The 16,627-nt window shown below is 62.4% G+C and carries 13 protein-coding genes; 11 read left to right on the top strand and 2 right to left on the bottom strand.

Going from position 1 to position 16,627, the window contains the following annotated elements:
- Window positions 1-111 precede the first annotated feature (111 nt).
- A complete protein-coding gene (locus tag F7R20_RS16645) occupies window positions 112-2,331 on the bottom strand; it encodes a primosomal protein N' (protein ID WP_003196963.1) in 2,220 nt (739 codons plus the stop codon).
- A gap of 289 nt (window positions 2,332-2,620) precedes the next feature.
- Here F7R20_RS16645 and rpmE point away from each other — a divergent pair, with 289 nt between their 5' ends.
- The 3 genes from rpmE to F7R20_RS16630 all read left to right on the top strand — a co-directional run bounded on the left by rpmE (window position 2,621) and on the right by F7R20_RS16630 (window position 5,122).
- Window positions 2,621-2,845, top strand: a complete 225-nt coding sequence (rpmE, locus tag F7R20_RS16640) for a 50S ribosomal protein L31 (protein WP_003196965.1) — start codon at window positions 2,621-2,623, stop codon at window positions 2,843-2,845.
- Window positions 2,846-2,886: 41 nt separating this feature from the next.
- Window positions 2,887-3,669, top strand: coding sequence for a thermonuclease family protein (locus F7R20_RS16635; protein WP_032833087.1), 783 nt, complete (start codon window positions 2,887-2,889; stop codon window positions 3,667-3,669).
- 184 nt (window positions 3,670-3,853) lie between these two features.
- A complete protein-coding gene (locus F7R20_RS16630; protein WP_003196970.1) occupies window positions 3,854-5,122 on the top strand; it encodes a malic enzyme-like NAD(P)-binding protein in 1,269 nt (422 codons plus the stop codon).
- A 360-nt stretch (window positions 5,123-5,482) separates the two neighbouring features.
- Here F7R20_RS16630 and F7R20_RS16620 read toward each other — a convergent pair whose 3' ends face one another.
- The gene (locus F7R20_RS16620; RefSeq protein WP_377589109.1) at window positions 5,483-7,927 is read right to left on the bottom strand and encodes a penicillin-binding protein 1A; all 2,445 of its coding nucleotides are present in this window, start codon (window positions 7,925-7,927) and stop codon (window positions 5,483-5,485) included.
- Window positions 7,928-8,135: 208 nt separating this feature from the next.
- Here F7R20_RS16620 and F7R20_RS16615 point away from each other — a divergent pair, with 208 nt between their 5' ends.
- The 8 genes from F7R20_RS16615 to F7R20_RS16580 all read left to right on the top strand — a co-directional run bounded on the left by F7R20_RS16615 (window position 8,136) and on the right by F7R20_RS16580 (window position 16,376).
- Window positions 8,136-9,200, top strand: a complete 1,065-nt coding sequence (locus F7R20_RS16615) for a pilus assembly protein PilM (protein ID WP_003196973.1) — start codon at window positions 8,136-8,138, stop codon at window positions 9,198-9,200.
- The gene (locus F7R20_RS16610; protein ID WP_003196975.1) at window positions 9,200-9,766 is read left to right on the top strand and encodes a PilN domain-containing protein; all 567 of its coding nucleotides are present in this window, start codon (window positions 9,200-9,202) and stop codon (window positions 9,764-9,766) included. Before F7R20_RS16615 ends, F7R20_RS16610 begins: the two co-directional genes overlap by 1 nt.
- The gene (gene pilO / locus F7R20_RS16605; RefSeq protein WP_003196977.1) at window positions 9,763-10,386 is read left to right on the top strand and encodes a type 4a pilus biogenesis protein PilO; all 624 of its coding nucleotides are present in this window, start codon (window positions 9,763-9,765) and stop codon (window positions 10,384-10,386) included. Before F7R20_RS16610 ends, pilO begins: the two co-directional genes overlap by 4 nt.
- The gene (locus F7R20_RS16600; protein WP_003196979.1) at window positions 10,383-10,910 is read left to right on the top strand and encodes a pilus assembly protein PilP; all 528 of its coding nucleotides are present in this window, start codon (window positions 10,383-10,385) and stop codon (window positions 10,908-10,910) included. Before pilO ends, F7R20_RS16600 begins: the two co-directional genes overlap by 4 nt.
- Before the next feature lie 13 nt (window positions 10,911-10,923).
- The gene (gene pilQ, locus F7R20_RS16595) at window positions 10,924-13,014 is read left to right on the top strand and encodes a type IV pilus secretin PilQ (RefSeq protein ID WP_003196981.1); all 2,091 of its coding nucleotides are present in this window, start codon (window positions 10,924-10,926) and stop codon (window positions 13,012-13,014) included.
- A gap of 4 nt (window positions 13,015-13,018) precedes the next feature.
- A complete protein-coding gene (gene aroK / locus F7R20_RS16590; protein WP_003196983.1) occupies window positions 13,019-13,537 on the top strand; it encodes a shikimate kinase AroK in 519 nt (172 codons plus the stop codon).
- Between the two features lie 148 nt (window positions 13,538-13,685).
- On the top strand, window positions 13,686-14,786 hold the full coding sequence (aroB, locus tag F7R20_RS16585) for a 3-dehydroquinate synthase (protein WP_003196985.1): 1,101 nt from the start codon (window positions 13,686-13,688) through the stop codon (window positions 14,784-14,786).
- Window positions 14,787-14,795: 9 nt separating this feature from the next.
- Window positions 14,796-16,376: an AAA family ATPase gene (locus F7R20_RS16580; RefSeq protein WP_003196987.1), complete on the top strand. Its 1,581-nt coding sequence runs from the start codon at window positions 14,796-14,798 to the stop codon at window positions 16,374-16,376.
- The last annotated feature ends 251 nt before the right edge of the window (window positions 16,377-16,627 follow it).

Raw genomic sequence — 16,627 nt, 5'->3', positions numbered from 1 at the left:
TCGGTTGGGGATGTGTGGTGACTATTCGAGCGTCATCGCGAGCAGGCTCGCTCCCACATTGGAATGCGATTCCCTGTGGGAGCGAGCCTGCTCGCGATGACGATGTCTGAATCAATACAAATCCACCGGATCCACATCCAGCGACCAGCGCACCGCCCGCCCGCTGGGCATCTGTTCCAGTACCAGCAGCCAGGCGCTCAGCAGTCGATGCAGCGGCGCCCGGGCATTGGCCTGCAATAAAAGCTGCGCGCGATAGCGCCCGGCCCGCCGTTCCATCGGCGCCGGCACCGGGCCCAAGAGTTCGATGCCGGTGAGGTTCTGCTCCGCCAGCAAGCGCTCTGCCTCGCTGCAGGCCTCATCGAGAAAGCCTTCGGCTTGCCCCGGCTTGTGGGCTTCGGCCCGCAACAGCGCCAGGTGGGCAAAAGGTGGGAGGCCGGCGCTGCGGCGTTCGCTCAAGGCCTGCTCGGCGAAGGCGAAATAACCTTGTTCGGTCAGTTGGATCAGCAACGGGTGATCGGCCAGGTGGGTCTGGATGATCACTTTACCCGGCTCCTCGGCCCGCCCGGCCCGGCCTGCGACCTGGACGATCAACTGCGCCATGCGCTCGCTGGCGCGGAAGTCACCGGAAAACAGTCCGCCATCGGCGTCGAGGATCGACACCAGCGTGACCCGTGGGAAGTGGTGTCCCTTGGCGAGCATCTGCGTGCCCACCAGGATGCACGGCTGGCCCTTCTGGATCGTGGCGAACAACTGGTTCATCGCGTCCTTGCGCGAAGTGCTGTCGCGATCCACCCGCAGTACCGGGTAATCGGGGAACAGGATGCCCAGCCGTTCTTCTGCGCGTTCGGTGCCGGCGCCGACCGGGCGCAAGTCCACTTTGCCGCACTGCGGGCAGTGCCTTGGCACGCGCTCGACGTGGCCACAATGGTGGCAACGCAGCTCGCCATGGCGTTGATGCACGGTCATCCGCGCATCGCAGCGTTCGCAGCCGGACATCCAGCCGCAGTCGTGGCACAACAGCGTCGGAGCGAAACCGCGGCGATTGAGGAACACCAGGACCTGTTGCCCGGCAGCCAGGGTCTGGCCGATGGCTTGCTGCATCGGTCCCGAAATACCGCTGTCCAGCGGGCGACTTTTCACGTCCAGGCGCAGGAAACGCGGTTGCTTGGCGCCGCCGGCCCGCTCATTGAGGCGCAGCAGGCCGTAGCGGCCGGTATAGGCGTTGTGCAGGCTTTCCAGCGATGGCGTGGCCGAGCCGAGGACGATCGGGATGTTTTCCTGGCGGGCGCGCACCAATGCCAGGTCGCGGGCGTGATAGCGCAGGCCTTCTTGCTGTTTATAAGAACCGTCGTGTTCTTCGTCGATGATGATAAGGCCAGGGTTCTTCATCGGAGTGAACAGGGCCGACCGGGTGCCGATGATGATGTCGGCCTCGCCGTCACGGGCGGCGAGCCAGGCTTCCAGGCGTTCGCGGTCGTTGACCGCCGAGTGCACCAGGGCGATCCGGGCGTTGAAGCGCTGTTCGAAGCGCGCCAGGGTTTGTGGGCCGAGGTTGATTTCCGGAATCAGTACCAGCGCCTGCTTGCCGGCCTCCAGGGTCTGGCGGATCAGTTGCAGGTAGACCTCGGTCTTGCCGCTGCCGGTGACACCTGCCAGCAGAAAGGCGTGATAACTGTCGAAACCTGCGCGAATCGCTTCGCAAGCGGCCCGCTGTTCGGCGTTGAGCGGCAGTTCCGGCTGGGCCAGCCAATGTTCATGGCGGGCGCCGGGGGCGTGCCTGCGCACTTCCACCTGAACCAGGTCCTTGGCCAGCAACAGGTCGAGGCTGTCCTTGCTGAGCATCAGTTTGCTCAACAATTGATGCGCCACGCCGTGGGGATGTTGGGCCAGGGTCGCCAAGGCCTCGCGCTGGCGCGGGGCGCGGGCGATGCGTGGATCGTCCAGCGAGGCGCCGGGCGCCACCGACCAGAACCGCTCCTGGCGCGCCTCGGCCGGTTCGCCCTGGCGCAGCAGCACGGGCAGCGCCCAACTCAGGGTGTCGCCGAGGCTGTGCTGGTAATACTGGGACGTCCACAGGCACAACTTGAACAGCGCGGCGGGCAGTGGTGGCGTGGCATCGAGCAGGGCCAGGGCCGGTTTGAGCTTGTCGACCGGGACCTCGCTGTGGTCGGTGACCTCCACCAGGATGCCAATCATCTCCCGCCGGCCGAACGGCACCCGCAGGCGCATGCCCGGGTGCAACTGGGCGCGCAGGACCCCGGCCGGGGCGCGGTAGTCGAACAGGCGGCGCAGGGGCGAAGGCAAGGCGAGGCGCAGGATGGCGTCGGGCACGCGGGGGATCTCGATAGGCGGACAAATTCGCAAGGCTGAGCACGATTCAATGTGGGAGCGAGCTTGCTCGCGATGGCGGTGGTTCAGTGACGGTGATGTCGACTGTGCTGTCGCAATCGCGAGCAAGCTCGCTCCCACAGGGATTGTGCTTGAGGCCGGGAGCCTAGCAGACGGTTGGTACAAGTCATAGCTTGCGTGATTGATGTTGTCTGGTAGAATCCGCGGCCTAATTACGTGCGGTATTCAACAATAGTGTTGGGTGGCGGCACGCTAGCCTGAGGAAAACAGCATGAAAACCGATATCCATCCGGAATACCCAGTAATTGCCGTAACCTGCAGCTGCGGCAACAAGTTCGAAACGCGTTCGACCTACGGCAAAGCCCTGGCGATCGACGTTTGCAACGAATGCCACCCGTTCTACACCGGCAAGCAAAAGACTCTGGATACCGGCGGCCGTGTTCAGAAGTTCGCCGATCGTTTCGGTGCTTTCGGCAAAGTTACTCCAAAAGCCTGAGGCTGATCATTTTGGATGGTCGTCTCGACCGCTCCAGACTGATGAAAAAGGCGCCCCTTGTGGGCGCCTTTTTTGTGTCTGCGATTTGGCTCTGTGGCGCCCAGGCGTCCTGTCCTTCGCCGGGTAACCTGCCCCAGGTGGCGGTGCAACGGGTGGTGGATGGCGATACCTTGTACTTGGAGGATGGCCGGCGCATTCGGATGATTGGGCTCAATAGTCCGGAACTGGGCAAGCGAGGCCGCGCCGACGAACCATTCGCCGTGGCGGCGCGTCAGCGACTCGAGGCCTTGGTAGCCGCCAGCGATGGCCGAGTGGGCGTGTTGCCTGGCAAGGATGATCGGGATGATTACGGTCGCACGCTGGCCCATGTCTACAACGCCCAGGGCGAGAACCTCGAGGAGCGTTTGATTGCCGAGGGGCTGGGGTTTCTGGTGGCGGTCGCGCCGAACGTCGACCTGGTCAGTTGTCAGCAAGTGGCCGAACGTCATGCGCGGCAAGCTGGATCCGGTCTCTGGAAAAAATCGCCCGTCGTGCGAGCGGAGCAAATCAATGCGCCCGGTTTCGTGCTGATGAGCGCACGTGTCGAAAACGTGCAGCGCAATCGCGGTGGCATCTGGATTGAATTGCAGGGGTCGGTTGTCTTGCACATTGCACCTGGTGTGCAGAGGCGCTTCGACGCCTCGGCCCTGAAGCGGTTAAAGGGCCGAAAAATCGAGGCCCGTGGCTGGGTCGTCGACCGCGCCCGGCGTGGTGGCCACAAGGCCGGGCAGGCGCGATGGATGTTGCCGCTGACCGATCCAGCCATGCTGCAAACGGTCTTGTAAGAAAAAATTGTAGACATTTTATCAGTGAATTGTATGCATGTTGCCCTTGTGTTTCGCGGCTCTTGGCCCAAAGTCGTAGGGCAGGGCGCTTGACAGCAGTGACTGGTCAGTCTTGTGGGGACTTTGCGAGGCGCGTATCCTCGGCGGTCCGTCTGTCCAACACAGTAAAAAGCGGAATGCCCACATGTCTGATCTGAAAACTGCCGCTCTCGAGTATCACGCTAATCCTCGTCCAGGGAAGCTGAGTGTCGAGCTCACCAAGGCCACCGCTACTGCTCGCGACTTGTCGCTGGCCTACAGCCCCGGCGTAGCCGAACCAGTCCGCGAAATCGCTCGCGACCCTGAACTGGCCTACAAATACACCGGTAAAGGCAACCTGGTTGCAGTCATTTCCGATGGCACCGCGATTCTCGGCCTGGGTAACCTCGGCCCATTGGCTTCCAAGCCAGTCATGGAAGGCAAGGGCGTGCTGTTCAAGCGCTTCGCCGGTATCGACGTATTCGACATCGAAGTCGATTCCGAGAGCCCGCAAGCCTTCATCGACACCGTCAAGCGCATCTCCATCACTTTCGGCGGCATCAACCTGGAAGACATCAAGGCACCAGAGTGCTTCGAGATCGAGCGCGCCCTGATCGAACAGTGCGACATTCCGGTATTCCACGATGACCAGCACGGCACCGCGATCGTCACCGCGGCCGGCATGATCAACGCCCTGGAAATCGCCGGCAAGACCCTGCCGGAAGCCAAGATCGTCTGCCTCGGCGCTGGCGCTGCGGCCATCTCCTGCATGAAGTTGCTGGTGAGCATGGGTGCCAAGATCGAAAACATCTTTATGGTCGACCGTACCGGCGTGATCCACTCCGGCCGTGACGACCTGAACCAGTACAAGGCCGTGTTTGCCCACACGACCGAGAAGCGCTCCCTGGCGGACGCGCTGGACGGTGCCGACGTGTTTGTTGGCCTGTCGGGTCCGAACCTGCTGAGCGCGGAAAACCTGCTGCGCATGGCGCCGAACCCAATCGTGTTCGCTTGCTCGAACCCGGATCCGGAAATCGCCCCGGAACTGGCTCACGCAACTCGTAACGACGTGATCATGGCCACCGGCCGTTCGGACTACCCGAACCAGGTCAACAACGTACTGGGCTTCCCGTTCATCTTCCGCGGTGCCCTGGACGTTCGCGCCAAGCGCATCAACGAAGAAATGAAAGTCGCGGCCGCCAACGCCCTGCGCGAACTGGCCAAGCTGCCGGTGCCTCAGGAAGTGTGCGACGCCTACGGCGGCATCAAGCTGGAATTCGGTCGTGAGTACATCATCCCGAAACCAATGGACGCCCGTCTGATCACCCTGATCTCCGACGCCGTGGCCAAGGCCGCCATCGAGACTGGCGTGGCCACCCTGCCGTATCCGAAGAACTACCCGCTCAAGAGCGTGGATGATGTGTTCAACGGCTAAGCCGTTGTAGCGCTTCAAAAAAAGCCCCGGCTCCTGTGAGTCGGGGCTTTTTTGTGCCAGCCGGTTTTGTGTGACCACTGCAGAATCCCTGTGGGAGCGAGCTTGTTCGCGATTACGGTCGGGCATTCAACATCGATGCAAGCTGAGCTGCCGCCATCGCGAGCAAGCTCTGCTCCCACAGGGATGTATGTTGATCGTTCCCACGCTCCGCGTGGGAATGTAGCCTGGGACGCTCCGCGTTCCATCAAGAGCCGAACGCGGAGCGTCCGTAGAGGCATTCCCACGCGGAGCGTGGGAACGATCAACACAAAAAAAGCCCCGCACTTCTTCCGAAGGCGGGGCTTTTGGGGTGGGGCCCGGTCAGAACAGATCGATCGGCGCCGCCTCGTCCGCCGGCAGCGGGCTACCCGGTGCGACGCCGTTGCCCAGCTCGTTGGCCGACGGTGGCGTGTCTTCGCTCTTGAACAGTTCGAAGTACGCACCCGGGGTGCCCGGTGTAGCGGCGCGGCCACTGACCGGGTCGACCCGCAGGCTGAGGATGCCTTCCGGTTCCGGCTGGGTGTGAGGCGGTTTGTCCTTGAGGGCGGCGCCCATGTAGCTCATCCAGATCGGCAACGCCACGGTGCCGCCGAACTCGCGGCGACCCAGGCTTTCGGGTTGGTCGAAACCGGTCCAGACGGTGGTCACGTAGTCGGCGTTGTAGCCGGAGAACCAGGCGTCCTTGGATTCGTTGGTGGTACCGGTCTTGCCCGCCAGGTCCGTGCGGCCCAGGGCCAGGGCGCGACGGCCGGTGCCGAGCTTGATCACGTCCTGCAGCATGCTGTTGAGGATGTAAGTGGTGCGGCCATCGACAATGCGTTCCGCGATGGCGGGCGCCTGGGGCAGGCCCGGGGCCGTGGTGGCTTCGCCCGGTGTCGCATTGACCGTAAACGTCTCAGTGGATGGTGCGGCGACGCCATCGCCGGCCTGCTCACCCGTGGGGACGCGTGGCGGGTTGGCGACGAACAGCGTCTCGCCGTTGCGGCTTTCGATCTTGTCGATGATGTACGGGGTGATCTTGTACCCGCCGTTGGCGAACGTACTCCAGCCGGTGGCGATCTCCATCGGCGTCAAGGTCGCGGTGCCCAGGGCCAGGGACAGGTTGCGCGGCAGGTCCTGCTTGTTGAAGCCGAACTTGCTGATGTAGTCGATGGTGCGGTCCACGCCCAATGCCTGCAGCAGGCGGATCGAGACCAGGTTGCGGGATTTGTACAGCGCCTCACGCAAGCGAATCGGGCCGAGGAACGTATTGGTGTCGTTCTTCGGTCGCCAGACCTTGTCCAGGTATTCATCGACGAACACGATCGGTGCGTCGTTCACCAGGCTGGCGGCGGTGTAGCCGTTATCCAGGGCGGCGCTGTAGACGAACGGCTTGAAGCTCGAGCCCGGTTGGCGCTTGGCCTGCAACGCGCGGTTGTAATTGCTTTGCTCGAAGGCGAAGCCACCCACCAACGAACGGATGGCACCGTCCTGCGGGTCGAGGGACACCAGGGCGCCCTGGGCGGCCGGGATCTGGCTGAACTTGAGAGTGTTGTCCGCCTGGCGCTGGACACGGACCAGGTCGCCGACCTGGGCAACGTCGGACGGTTGCCGTGGGTTGGCGCCCATGCTGTTGGTATTGAGGAACGGCCGGGCCCATTTCATGGTGTCCCAGGCCACATGTTCTTCCTGCTCGCCGTTACGGGTCAGCACCTTGATGCCGTCCTTGTCCGCCGACGTGACAATCGCCGGCTCCAGGCTGCTGATGGTGCGCTGCTTGGTCAGCTCCAGGGCCCAGGCTTCCTTGGTCTTGCCCGGCAGGCGTGATTCAGGGCCACGGTAGCCGTGGCGCTGGTCGTAGGTCATCAGGCCCTCGTGCAGCGCGGTGTTGGCCATTTCCTGCAAGTTGCTCGGCACCGTGGTGGTCACCCGGAAACCTTCGGTGTAAGCGTCGCTGCCATAGCGCCCGACCATCTCGGCACGGGCCATCTCGGCGATATACGGGGCGTTCACTTCCGGGGTCGGTACGTGATAGCTGGCGTTCAGCGGCTCATTGATCGCGGCGGTGTAGTCGGCCTCGCTGATCTTGCCGAGCTTGTACATGCGCCCCAGGATCCAGTCGCGACGCTCCTTGCTGCGCGCCGGGTTGGCCAGCGGGTTGAAGCGCGAGGGTGCCTTGGGCAGTCCGGCGATCATCGCCATCTGTGCCAGGCTCACGTCGCGGATCGACTTGCCGTAATACACCTGTGCCGCCGCCTCGATGCCGTAGGCGCGGTTGCCCAGGTAAATCTTGTTCACGTACAGCTCGAGGATTTCATCCTTGGTCAGCTGCCGCTCGATTTGCAGGGCCAGGAGGATCTCGGTGGTCTTGCGCGAGAAGCTGCGCTCGCTGGTCAGGAAGAAGTTCTTGGCCACCTGCATGGTGATGGTGCTGCCGCCGGACTGGATATGCCCGCTCTTGACCAGCTGGCTGGCGGCGCGCATCAGGCTGCCCGGGTCGACGCCGTAGTGATTGGCGAAGTTATCGTCTTCAGCACTTAGTAACGCATTGATGAAATTGGGGGGAATGTCGGCGAAACGGATCGGCGTGCGGCGCATTTCGCCAAATTCGGCGATCAACTTGTTGTCGCTGCTGTACACCCGCAAAGGAATCTGCAACTGAATACTTCTCAGCGCCTCCACGGACGGCAATCCCGGACTAAGGTAAAGAAAGGCACCGCTCAGGCCCAAGAGCAGTCCGCAGAAAACGGCGACGATGGACCATCCGAAAAATTTCAGCAGACGAATCAAGGCTTTTGGATATCCAGGCAAAGAATGAAAAAGGCGCCAGGTGCAGGGATGGACCCGTGCTTGCAACAAAGCGAAAAAAAACGCTGGGCATTATAAGCATTTTTTTTCGTCGGGAATGCCATCCGGACGTCCGTCGGACCGGTGTGATTGAACGCAATGCATATTAGAGAGTCCGTAACTCACGGATAGTCATAGGGAATTGGTAGTGCTACGACTCTTCAATAAAAAAGCCCATGCGCTTCTGGGGATCGACATCAGTTCGACGTCGGTGAAGCTGCTGGAGTTGAGCCGCCAGGGCGATCGATACCGCGTCGAGTCCTACGCGGTCGAACCGTTGCCAGCCAACGCTGTGGTCGAGAAGAACATCGCCGAGCTCGAAGGGGTGGGGCAGGCGTTGTCGCGCCTGTTGGCCAAGGCCAAGACGCCCTTGCGTAGCGTGGCGGTGGCGGTGGCGGGTTCAGCGGTGATCACCAAGACCATCGAGATGGACGCCGGCCTGTCCGACGATGACATGGAAAACCAGCTCAAGATCGAGGCCGATCAATACATCCCCTATCCCCTGGATGAGGTGGCCATCGATTTCGAAGTGATGGGTGTTTCGCCACGCAGTGCCGAGCGCGTCGAAGTGCTGCTGGCGGCGTGCCGCAAGGAAAACGTCGAGGTCCGCGAGGCCGCATTGGCGCTCGCCGGGCTGACGGCCCGGGTGGTCGATGTGGAGGCTTATGCGCTGGAGCGTGCTTTTGGCCTGCTCGCCACGCAACTGGCTGCCTCCCAGGAACGGCTGACTGTGGCGGTCGTCGATATCGGCGCCACCATGACCACCCTCAGCGTGCTGCACAACGGGCGCATCATCTATACCCGCGAACAATTGTTCGGCGGCCGCCAACTGACCGAGGAGATCCAGCGCCGCTATGGCCTGACACCCGAGCAGGCTGGCCAGGCAAAGAAGCAGGGTGGCCTGCCGGACGACTATCTCAGCGAAGTGCTGCAACCTTTTCGCGAGGCTCTGGTACAGCAGGTCTCGCGGTCCTTGCAGTTCTTCTTCGCCTCGGGCCAGTACAGTGCGGTGGACCACATTCTGCTGGCCGGGGGCACGGCTTCGGTCGCCGGCCTGGATCGGCTGATCGAGCAGCGCCTGGGCACGCCGACCCAGGTGGCCAACCCGTTTACCAACATGGCCCTGAGCAGCAAGGTCAATGCCGGCGCCCTGGCCGGTGATGCGCCGGCACTGATGATTGCCTGTGGGCTGGCCCTCAGGAGTTTTGACTGATGGCACGGATCAACCTGCTTCCCTGGCGCGAAGAGCTGCGTGAAGAACGGCGTAAACGCTTTTTGCTGGCCTTGGTGGGGGCGCTGATCGGCGCGGTCGGCGTGGTCCTGGTCGCGGTCCGCTACATTGACAGCGCCATCGACCGCCAGGTCGCTCGCAATAGCCATCTTTCCGAGCAGATCGCCGTGCTGGACGAGCGCATCAAGCAGATCAGCGAATTGAAGGCTCGTCGCCAGCAATTGCTGGAGCGCATGCGCATCATCCAGGACTTGCAAGGTAACCGGCCGGTCAGTGGGCGCATCTTCGACCAATTGGTGCGGACCTTGCCGGACGGGGTGTATTTCACCGAAGTGAAGATGGAAGACCGGACGCTCTCGATCAAGGGGGCCGCGGAATCGAACAACCGGGTCTCGGACCTGATGCGCAACCTGGACTCGTCGGACCTGTTCGACACGCCCAGCCTGACGGAGGTCAAGGCCACCACCGCTGGGCAGCTCGACCAGGCCAATGTCTTCCAGCTGACGGTACGCCAGACTCGCCCGGCCGATGCGGAGGACGCCCAATGAAACCGGGGGAGTGGTTCGACGCACTGCGCAAGATCGATCTCAGTGACCTGGACACCAACAACATCGGTTCCTGGCCCGCGCCGATCAAATGGCTGGCGGGTGTCCTGCTGGTGGTCCTGGTGCTGGGGCTGGGCTATAACTTTGCCTTGAGTGACCTGGAGAACCAGTTGCAGCAGGTGCGCGAGGAAGAAAACACCCTCAAGGCGCAATTCGCGGGCAAGGCCCACATGGCCGCGAACCTGGAGCGCTACACCGAGCAGATGAAGCAGATGGAAACGTCTTTTGGTGTGCTGTTGCGGCAATTGCCCAGCGATACCGAAGTGCCGGGCCTGCTGGAGGACATTACTCGCACCGGCCTGGGCAGCGGCCTGGAGTTCGAGGAAATCAAGCTGCTGCCGGAGGTCACCCAGCCGTTCTACATCGAGTTGCCGATCCAGATCACCGTGACCGGCGGCTACCACGACCTGGCGACGTTCGTCAGTGGGGTGGCGGGGCTGCCGCGGATTGTCACGCTGCACGACTTCGAGATCGCGCCGATGGAGCCCGAGGCCGGCGCGAAGCTGCGCATGAGCATCCAGGCCAAGACCTACCGGTACAACGAGCAGGAGGCGCAACCATGAGGCCGGTGTGTCGCATCTGCCTGCTGGCAGGCCTGGTCGCGCTGGCGGGCTGCGGTAACGACAACGGTTTCAGTGATTTGGACGCCTACATGAACGAAGTGCGCCTGCGGCCACCCGGCAAGATCGAGCCGACGCCGACGTTCAGACCCTACGAAACCTTTACCTACAGTGCCGCCAACCTGCGCAGCCCGTTTTCCCGGCAGGTCCGGGTGGACCAGGCCGAACGGCAGCGGGGCTCGCGCAACGTCCGGCCCGACCCGAACCGGGTCAAACAGTATCTGGAAGGCTTCAACATCGAGCAGTTTGAAATGGTCGGTACGATCTCCAACGTCAGTGGCTCCTTCGCGCTCCTGCGGGGCGCGGGCGGGGTGCACCGGCTCAAGGTCGGTGACTATCTGGGACGCAACGACGGGCGGATCGTCAACATCAGTGCCACCCAGGTCGATGTGGTCGAAATCGTTCCCGATGGCGAGGGTGCCTGGCTGGAGCGACCACGGACCATTCCTTTGAAAGAGCATTCATAGTGGAACTCGAACAATGAACAGGTTTTTTTCAGCCCTCGGTATTTCGCTATGGATAGCGCTGTTGTCGCCGATGGTTCTCGGGGCCAGCCTGAAGACGTTGGATGTGGCGGCGTTGCCGGGGGACCGTGTCGAGTTGAAGCTCTCCTTCGACGGGCCGCCGCCGTCACCCCGGGGCTACACCACCGAACAACCGGCGCGGATTGCGCTGGACCTGCCGGGCGTGACCAATCAACTTTCCAGCAAGCGCCGCGACCTGGGCGGGGGCAATGCACGCAGCGCCACTGTGGTCGAGGCTGGGGATCGTACTCGGTTGATCATCGGCCTTACCCAGCTGGCGCCGTATGACACCCGGATCGAAGGTAACAACCTGTTCGTGGTGGTTGGCAAGGGCGCCGCCCCGAAGAGCACTGCCCCGAAGAACTCCACCACCCAGGCCCCGCGCCCGGCGGTTGCCAGCGCTGCGCCTGCGAGGGCCAGTGCGCCGGTGGGCAAGGCGATCCGTGGGGTGGACTTCCAGCGCGGGACCCAGGGCGAAGGCAACGTGGTGATCGACCTGTCTGATCCGTCCATCGCCCCGGACATCCAGGAGCGCGAAGGCAAGATCATCCTCAATTTCGCCAGGACCCAGTTGCCCGAGCCGCTGCGGGTGCGCCTGGACGTCAAGGACTTCGCCACCCCGGTGCAATTCGTCAATGCCAGCGCCGGCAGCGACCGGGCGACCATCAGCATCGAACCCAGCGGGACTTTCGACTACTCGACCTACCAGACCGACAACAAGCTCACCGTCAGCGTCCGGCCCATGACCGTCGACGACCTGCAAAAACGCAACGCCGACCGCGCGGCCTACAGTGGCGAGAAGCTCTCGCTCAACTTCCAGGACATCGAGGTGCGTTCGGTCCTGCAACTGATTGCCGATTTTACCAACCTGAACCTCGTGGCCAGCGACACGGTGCAGGGTGGCATCACCCTGCGGTTGCAGAATGTGCCCTGGGACCAGGCGCTCGACCTGGTGCTCAAGACCAAGGGGTTGGACAAGCGCAAGGTCGGCAACGTGCTGTTGGTGGCTCCGGCCGATGAAATTGCCGCTCGTGAGCGCCAGGAACTGGAGTCGCAGAAGCAGATTGCCGACCTGGCACCGCTGCGGCGTGAACTGTTGCAGGTCAACTATGCGAAGGCGGCCGACATCGCCAAGCTGTTCCAGTCGGTGACCAGTGCCGAGGCCAAAGCCGATGAGCGCGGCACGATCACGGTCGATGAGCGAACCAACAACATCATTGCCTACCAGACCCAGGACCGCCTCGACGAACTGCGCCGGATCGTGGCGCAACTGGATATTCCGGTGCGCCAGGTGATGATCGAGGCGCGGATTGTCGAAGCCAATGTCGACTACGACAAAAGCCTGGGCGTGCGCTGGGGCGGTTCGGTTCAAAACAAGGGCAACTGGAGCTCCTCGGGGGTTACCACGGGCGATTCCACCACCGTTGGCACGCCGGGTAGCACCAGCACCAACCAGCCGTTCGTCGACCTGGGCGCCTCGGGCAATACCTCGGGCATCGGCATTGCCTTCATCACCGACAACGTATTGCTGGACCTTGAGCTGACGGCCATGGAGAAAACCGGCAACGGGGAGATCGTCTCCCAGCCCAAGGTGGTGACGTCCGACAAGGAGACGGCAAAGATCCTCAAGGGCACGGAAATTCCTTATCAGGAAGCCAGTTCCAGCGGCGCTACGTCGGTGTCGTTCAAGGAGGCTTCGCTGTCGCTGGAGGTGACCCCGCAGATCACTCCAGACAACCGGATCATCATGGAGGTCAAGGTCACCAAGGATGAGCCGGACTACCTGAACAAGGTGAATGATGTACCGCCGATCAAGAAAAACGAGGTCAATGCCAAGGTCCTGGTCAATGATGGCGAGACCATTGTGATTGGCGGGGTTTTCTCAAATACTCAGAGCAAGGTTGTAGATAAGGTGCCATTTCTTGGCGATGTGCCGTATCTTGGCCGCCTTTTCCGGCGTGATGTGGTTTCGGATAGCAAATCCGAGCTGCTGGTGTTCCTCACTCCGCGTATCATGAATAACCAGGCGATTGCTGTGAGTCGTTGATTCTGTGCGAAATTTGATTCTTGTTGGGCCGATGGGCGCTGGAAAAAGCACCATCGGCCGTTTGCTGGCCAAAGAGCTGCGCCTGCCGTTCAAAGATTCCGACAAGGAAATTGAATTGCGCACGGGTGCCAATATCCCATGGATTTTCGACAAGGAAGGCGAACCGGGCTTTCGTGACCGTGAGCAGGCGATGATCGCCGAGCTGTGCGCGTTCGATGGCGTGGTGCTCGCCACCGGTGGCGGCGCGGTGATGCGCGAAGCCAATCGTCGGGCGCTGCATGCCGGCGGACGAGTGGTCTATCTGCATGCTTCTGTCGAGCAGCAGGTGGGTCGCACCGCTCGGGATCGCAACCGCCCGTTGTTGCGCACCGCCGACCCGGCCAAGACCCTGCGCGACCTCCTGGAGCTGCGTGATCCGCTGTATCGGGAGATCGCCGACCTGGTGGTGGAAACCGACGAGCGGCCGCCGCGGATGGTGGTGCTGGACATTCTCGATCGCCTTCAGCAACTGCCTCCCCGTTAATGCGCCTGGCGAAATGCGCTATCCTCGACGTCCCGTCATGGCCCGCCTGGGGCGTGGCGGATGGCCATTAACTGGCGTCAGAACAAGCACCGTGGACTTTCGTTAATTGCAGGCAGGACGCCTGATTCCATCTTCACTGTGGGGACACATGCAGACACTTAAGGTCGACCTGGGCGAGCGCAGCTACCCGATTCATATTGGCGAAGGCTTGCTGGACCAGCCCGAACTGCTGGCGCCGCATATCGCCGGGCGGCAAGTGGCGATCATTTCCAATGAAACCGTCGCGCCCCTGTATCTGGAACGTCTGACCCGCAGCCTGTCGGCCTTCTCGGTCATTTCCGTGGTATTGCCCGACGGCGAAGCCTTCAAGAACTGGGAAACCCTGCAACTTATTTTCGATGGCCTGCTGACTGCGCGCCACGATCGCCGCACCACGGTGGTTGCCTTGGGTGGCGGTGTGATCGGCGACATGGCCGGTTTTGCAGCCGCCTGCTATCAGCGCGGCGTCGATTTCATCCAGATCCCCACCACGCTGCTGTCGCAGGTCGACTCGTCGGTGGGCGGCAAGACCGGGATCAACCATCCGCTGGGCAAGAACATGGTCGGTGCTTTCTATCAGCCCAACGTGGTGCTGATCGACACCGCCACCCTCAATACCTTGCCGGCTCGCGAACTGTCTGCGGGGCTGGCAGAAGTCATCAAGTACGGGCTGATCTGCGACGAGCCGTTCCTGGGCTGGCTCGAGGAGAACGTCGACCGCCTGCGGGCACTGGATCAAGTGGCCCTGACCTACGCCATCGAACGCTCCTGCGCCGCCAAGGCTGCCGTGGTGGGGGCCGATGAGCGTGAGTCGGGGGTGCGCGCCACCCTCAACTTGGGGCACACCTTCGGCCATGCCATCGAAACCCACATGGGCTATGGTGTCTGGCTGCACGGTGAAGCGGTTGCGGCCGGTACGGTCATGGCCCTGGAGATGTCTGCGCGCCTGGGCTGGATCAGCGAACAGGAGCGTGATCGCGGTATTCGTCTGTTCCAGCGCGCCGGGTTGCCGGTGGTTCCGCCCGAGGAAATGAGCGAGGCGGATTTTCTTGAACACATGGCAATCGACAAAAAAGTGATCGACGGTCGTCTGCGTCTGGTGCTGCTGCGCCACATGGGCGAAGCGGTGGTGACCGACGATTATCCGAAAGAAGTTCTACAGGCCACGCTGGGAGCGGACTACCGCGCCCTGGCTCAGCTTAAAGGTTAATAAGATCCGATGACTAGTTTGCATGCCGACGAGGCTTTCCTCGGCCATTTCCAATTGAGTCATGACCCTTTTGCACCGCGGGTCCCGGGCTTCAAGTTCTTCCCTGCTCAGCGCAAACCGGTACTGGGCCAGTTGCATCACCTGGCGCGCTACAGCCAGTTGCTGCTGGTGGTCACCGGTCCCCAGGGCAGCGGCAAGACCTTGCTGCGCCAGGCCCTGGTGGCCAGCACCAACAAGCAGTCCGTGCAAAGCGTGGTGGTATCGGCCCGTGGCGCCGGCGATGCAGCCGGTATATTGCGTCAGGTGGCCCAGGCGCTGAACGTCGCGCAGGCCGAAGTCGGTGCAATTCTCGATCAGATCGTGCAACTGGCGCTGACCGGGCAGGAAGTCTATCTGCTGGTGGACGATGCCGAGCAACTCGACGAGTCGGCCCTCGAGGCCCTGCTGGCCTTGGCGGCCGGTGCGCCGGAGGGTCGCCCTCATGTGTTCCTGTTCGGCGAGTCGTCGCTGATCGCTGATCTGGACCAATTGAATCTTGAGGAAGAGCGCTTCCACGTCATCGAGCTGGCGCCCTACACCGAGGAAGAAACGCGTGAATACCTGGCCCAGCGTCTTGAGGGTGCGGGCCGGGGTATCGAACTTTTTACCGCCGATCAGATCTCTGAGATTCACGAAAGCGCCGACGGTTGGCCTGGCAACATCAACCAGGTCGCCCGCGATGCTCTGATCGAAGTCATGATTGCCAGCCGCTCAGCGGTGAAGCGTCCAAGTATGGGGTTCAACATGCCGAAGAAACACGTATTGGCAATTTCCGCCGTCGTCGTGGTCGCGGTTGCCGCCGCCTGGCTGATGCCGGGTCGCACCAAGGCACCCACCACGGGTGCCCCTGCCAACGAACAGGCGCAACTGCCTCTCGGCCAGGGGACGCCGCAACCCAACGGTGGTGCGCCGGCAGTGGAATTCGCCGGCAACACTCAGCCGATGCCACTGCCGCTGGTCGGCCAGTCGCAACCGGTCATGCGCGGTCCGCTGGCTGAAGCGGCCGGTGGCATCACCGAAGGCGACGACGGCGCAGCGCCACCGGTCGACGACAGCAGCGACGTGCCGCCGACCGTGACCACCACCGCACCGCCTGTGGGCGTGCCCGCCGGTCCTGCCCCGACGCCTGCCCCGGCCGCCAAGCCGACTCCGGCGCCCACCCAGGTGGCCACCGCCAAGCCTGCCCCGGTTCCAACGCCTGCCAAGCCGGCGGCGCCAGCACCCGCACCCGCAGCCAAGCCTGCTGCTCCGGCCAAGGCCACGGGCGGTAGCTGGTACGCTGGCCAGGCACCGGGCAACTACGTAGTGCAGATCCTCGGCACCAGTTCCGAAGCCGCGGCACAGAACTTCGTCAAGGAGCAGGGCGGCGAGTACCGCTATTTCAAGAAAGTCCTCAATGGCAAGCCGCTGTATGTCATCACCTATGGCAGCTTTGCCAACCGTGATGCAGCCGTTTCCGCCATCAAGGCCTTGCCAGCGAAGGTTCAGGCTGGTAAACCTTGGCCTCGCACTGTCGCCAGCGTCCAACAGGAACTGGCAGCAACTCGCTGAAGATTCGGCGGCCTTACCCAGGCCGCCTCTCCCGGCAACCTCAAAATTTCCGCAGGGGCGGGCGACCTTTCAGGCCGCGCGCCTTGTGGTGTCTGCGTCACAGTAGTGTTTGAGTCGTAGCGGTCGAACCCAAAAAAGTTTTGACTAGCACAGCATATAGCTTTAAACCTTTCACAAATGCGACATGGATTTGCGACAGTTCGTCGTCAAATTTGTGAGCCTCTGTGTCGGTGTGTACAATGACCTCCCTT

This window comes from Pseudomonas brassicacearum subsp. brassicacearum, assembly GCF_008801605.1.
In the GTDB taxonomy this organism is placed as follows: domain Bacteria; phylum Pseudomonadota; class Gammaproteobacteria; order Pseudomonadales; family Pseudomonadaceae; genus Aquipseudomonas; species Aquipseudomonas brassicacearum.
The sequence above is the reverse complement of the archived record's forward strand: the minus strand, read 5'-3'. Positions and strand labels throughout refer to the sequence as shown.

What these genes read in the sequence shown, in the direction of transcription:
- rpmE (WP_003196965.1), top strand. Translation starts at nt 2,621, where the DNA reads ATGAAAACCGATATCCATCCGGAATACCCAGTAATTGCCGTAACCTGC.
- F7R20_RS16635 (WP_032833087.1), top strand. Translation starts at nt 2,887, where the DNA reads ATGAAAAAGGCGCCCCTTGTGGGCGCCTTTTTTGTGTCTGCGATTTGG.
- F7R20_RS16630 (WP_003196970.1), top strand. Translation starts at nt 3,854, where the DNA reads ATGTCTGATCTGAAAACTGCCGCTCTCGAGTATCACGCTAATCCTCGT.
- F7R20_RS16610 (WP_003196975.1), top strand. Translation starts at nt 9,200, where the DNA reads ATGGCACGGATCAACCTGCTTCCCTGGCGCGAAGAGCTGCGTGAAGAA.
- pilO (WP_003196977.1), top strand. Translation starts at nt 9,763, where the DNA reads ATGAAACCGGGGGAGTGGTTCGACGCACTGCGCAAGATCGATCTCAGT.
- F7R20_RS16600 (WP_003196979.1), top strand. Translation starts at nt 10,383, where the DNA reads ATGAGGCCGGTGTGTCGCATCTGCCTGCTGGCAGGCCTGGTCGCGCTG.
- pilQ (WP_003196981.1), top strand. Translation starts at nt 10,924, where the DNA reads ATGAACAGGTTTTTTTCAGCCCTCGGTATTTCGCTATGGATAGCGCTG.
- aroB (WP_003196985.1), top strand. Translation starts at nt 13,686, where the DNA reads ATGCAGACACTTAAGGTCGACCTGGGCGAGCGCAGCTACCCGATTCAT.
- F7R20_RS16580 (WP_003196987.1), top strand. Translation starts at nt 14,796, where the DNA reads ATGACTAGTTTGCATGCCGACGAGGCTTTCCTCGGCCATTTCCAATTG.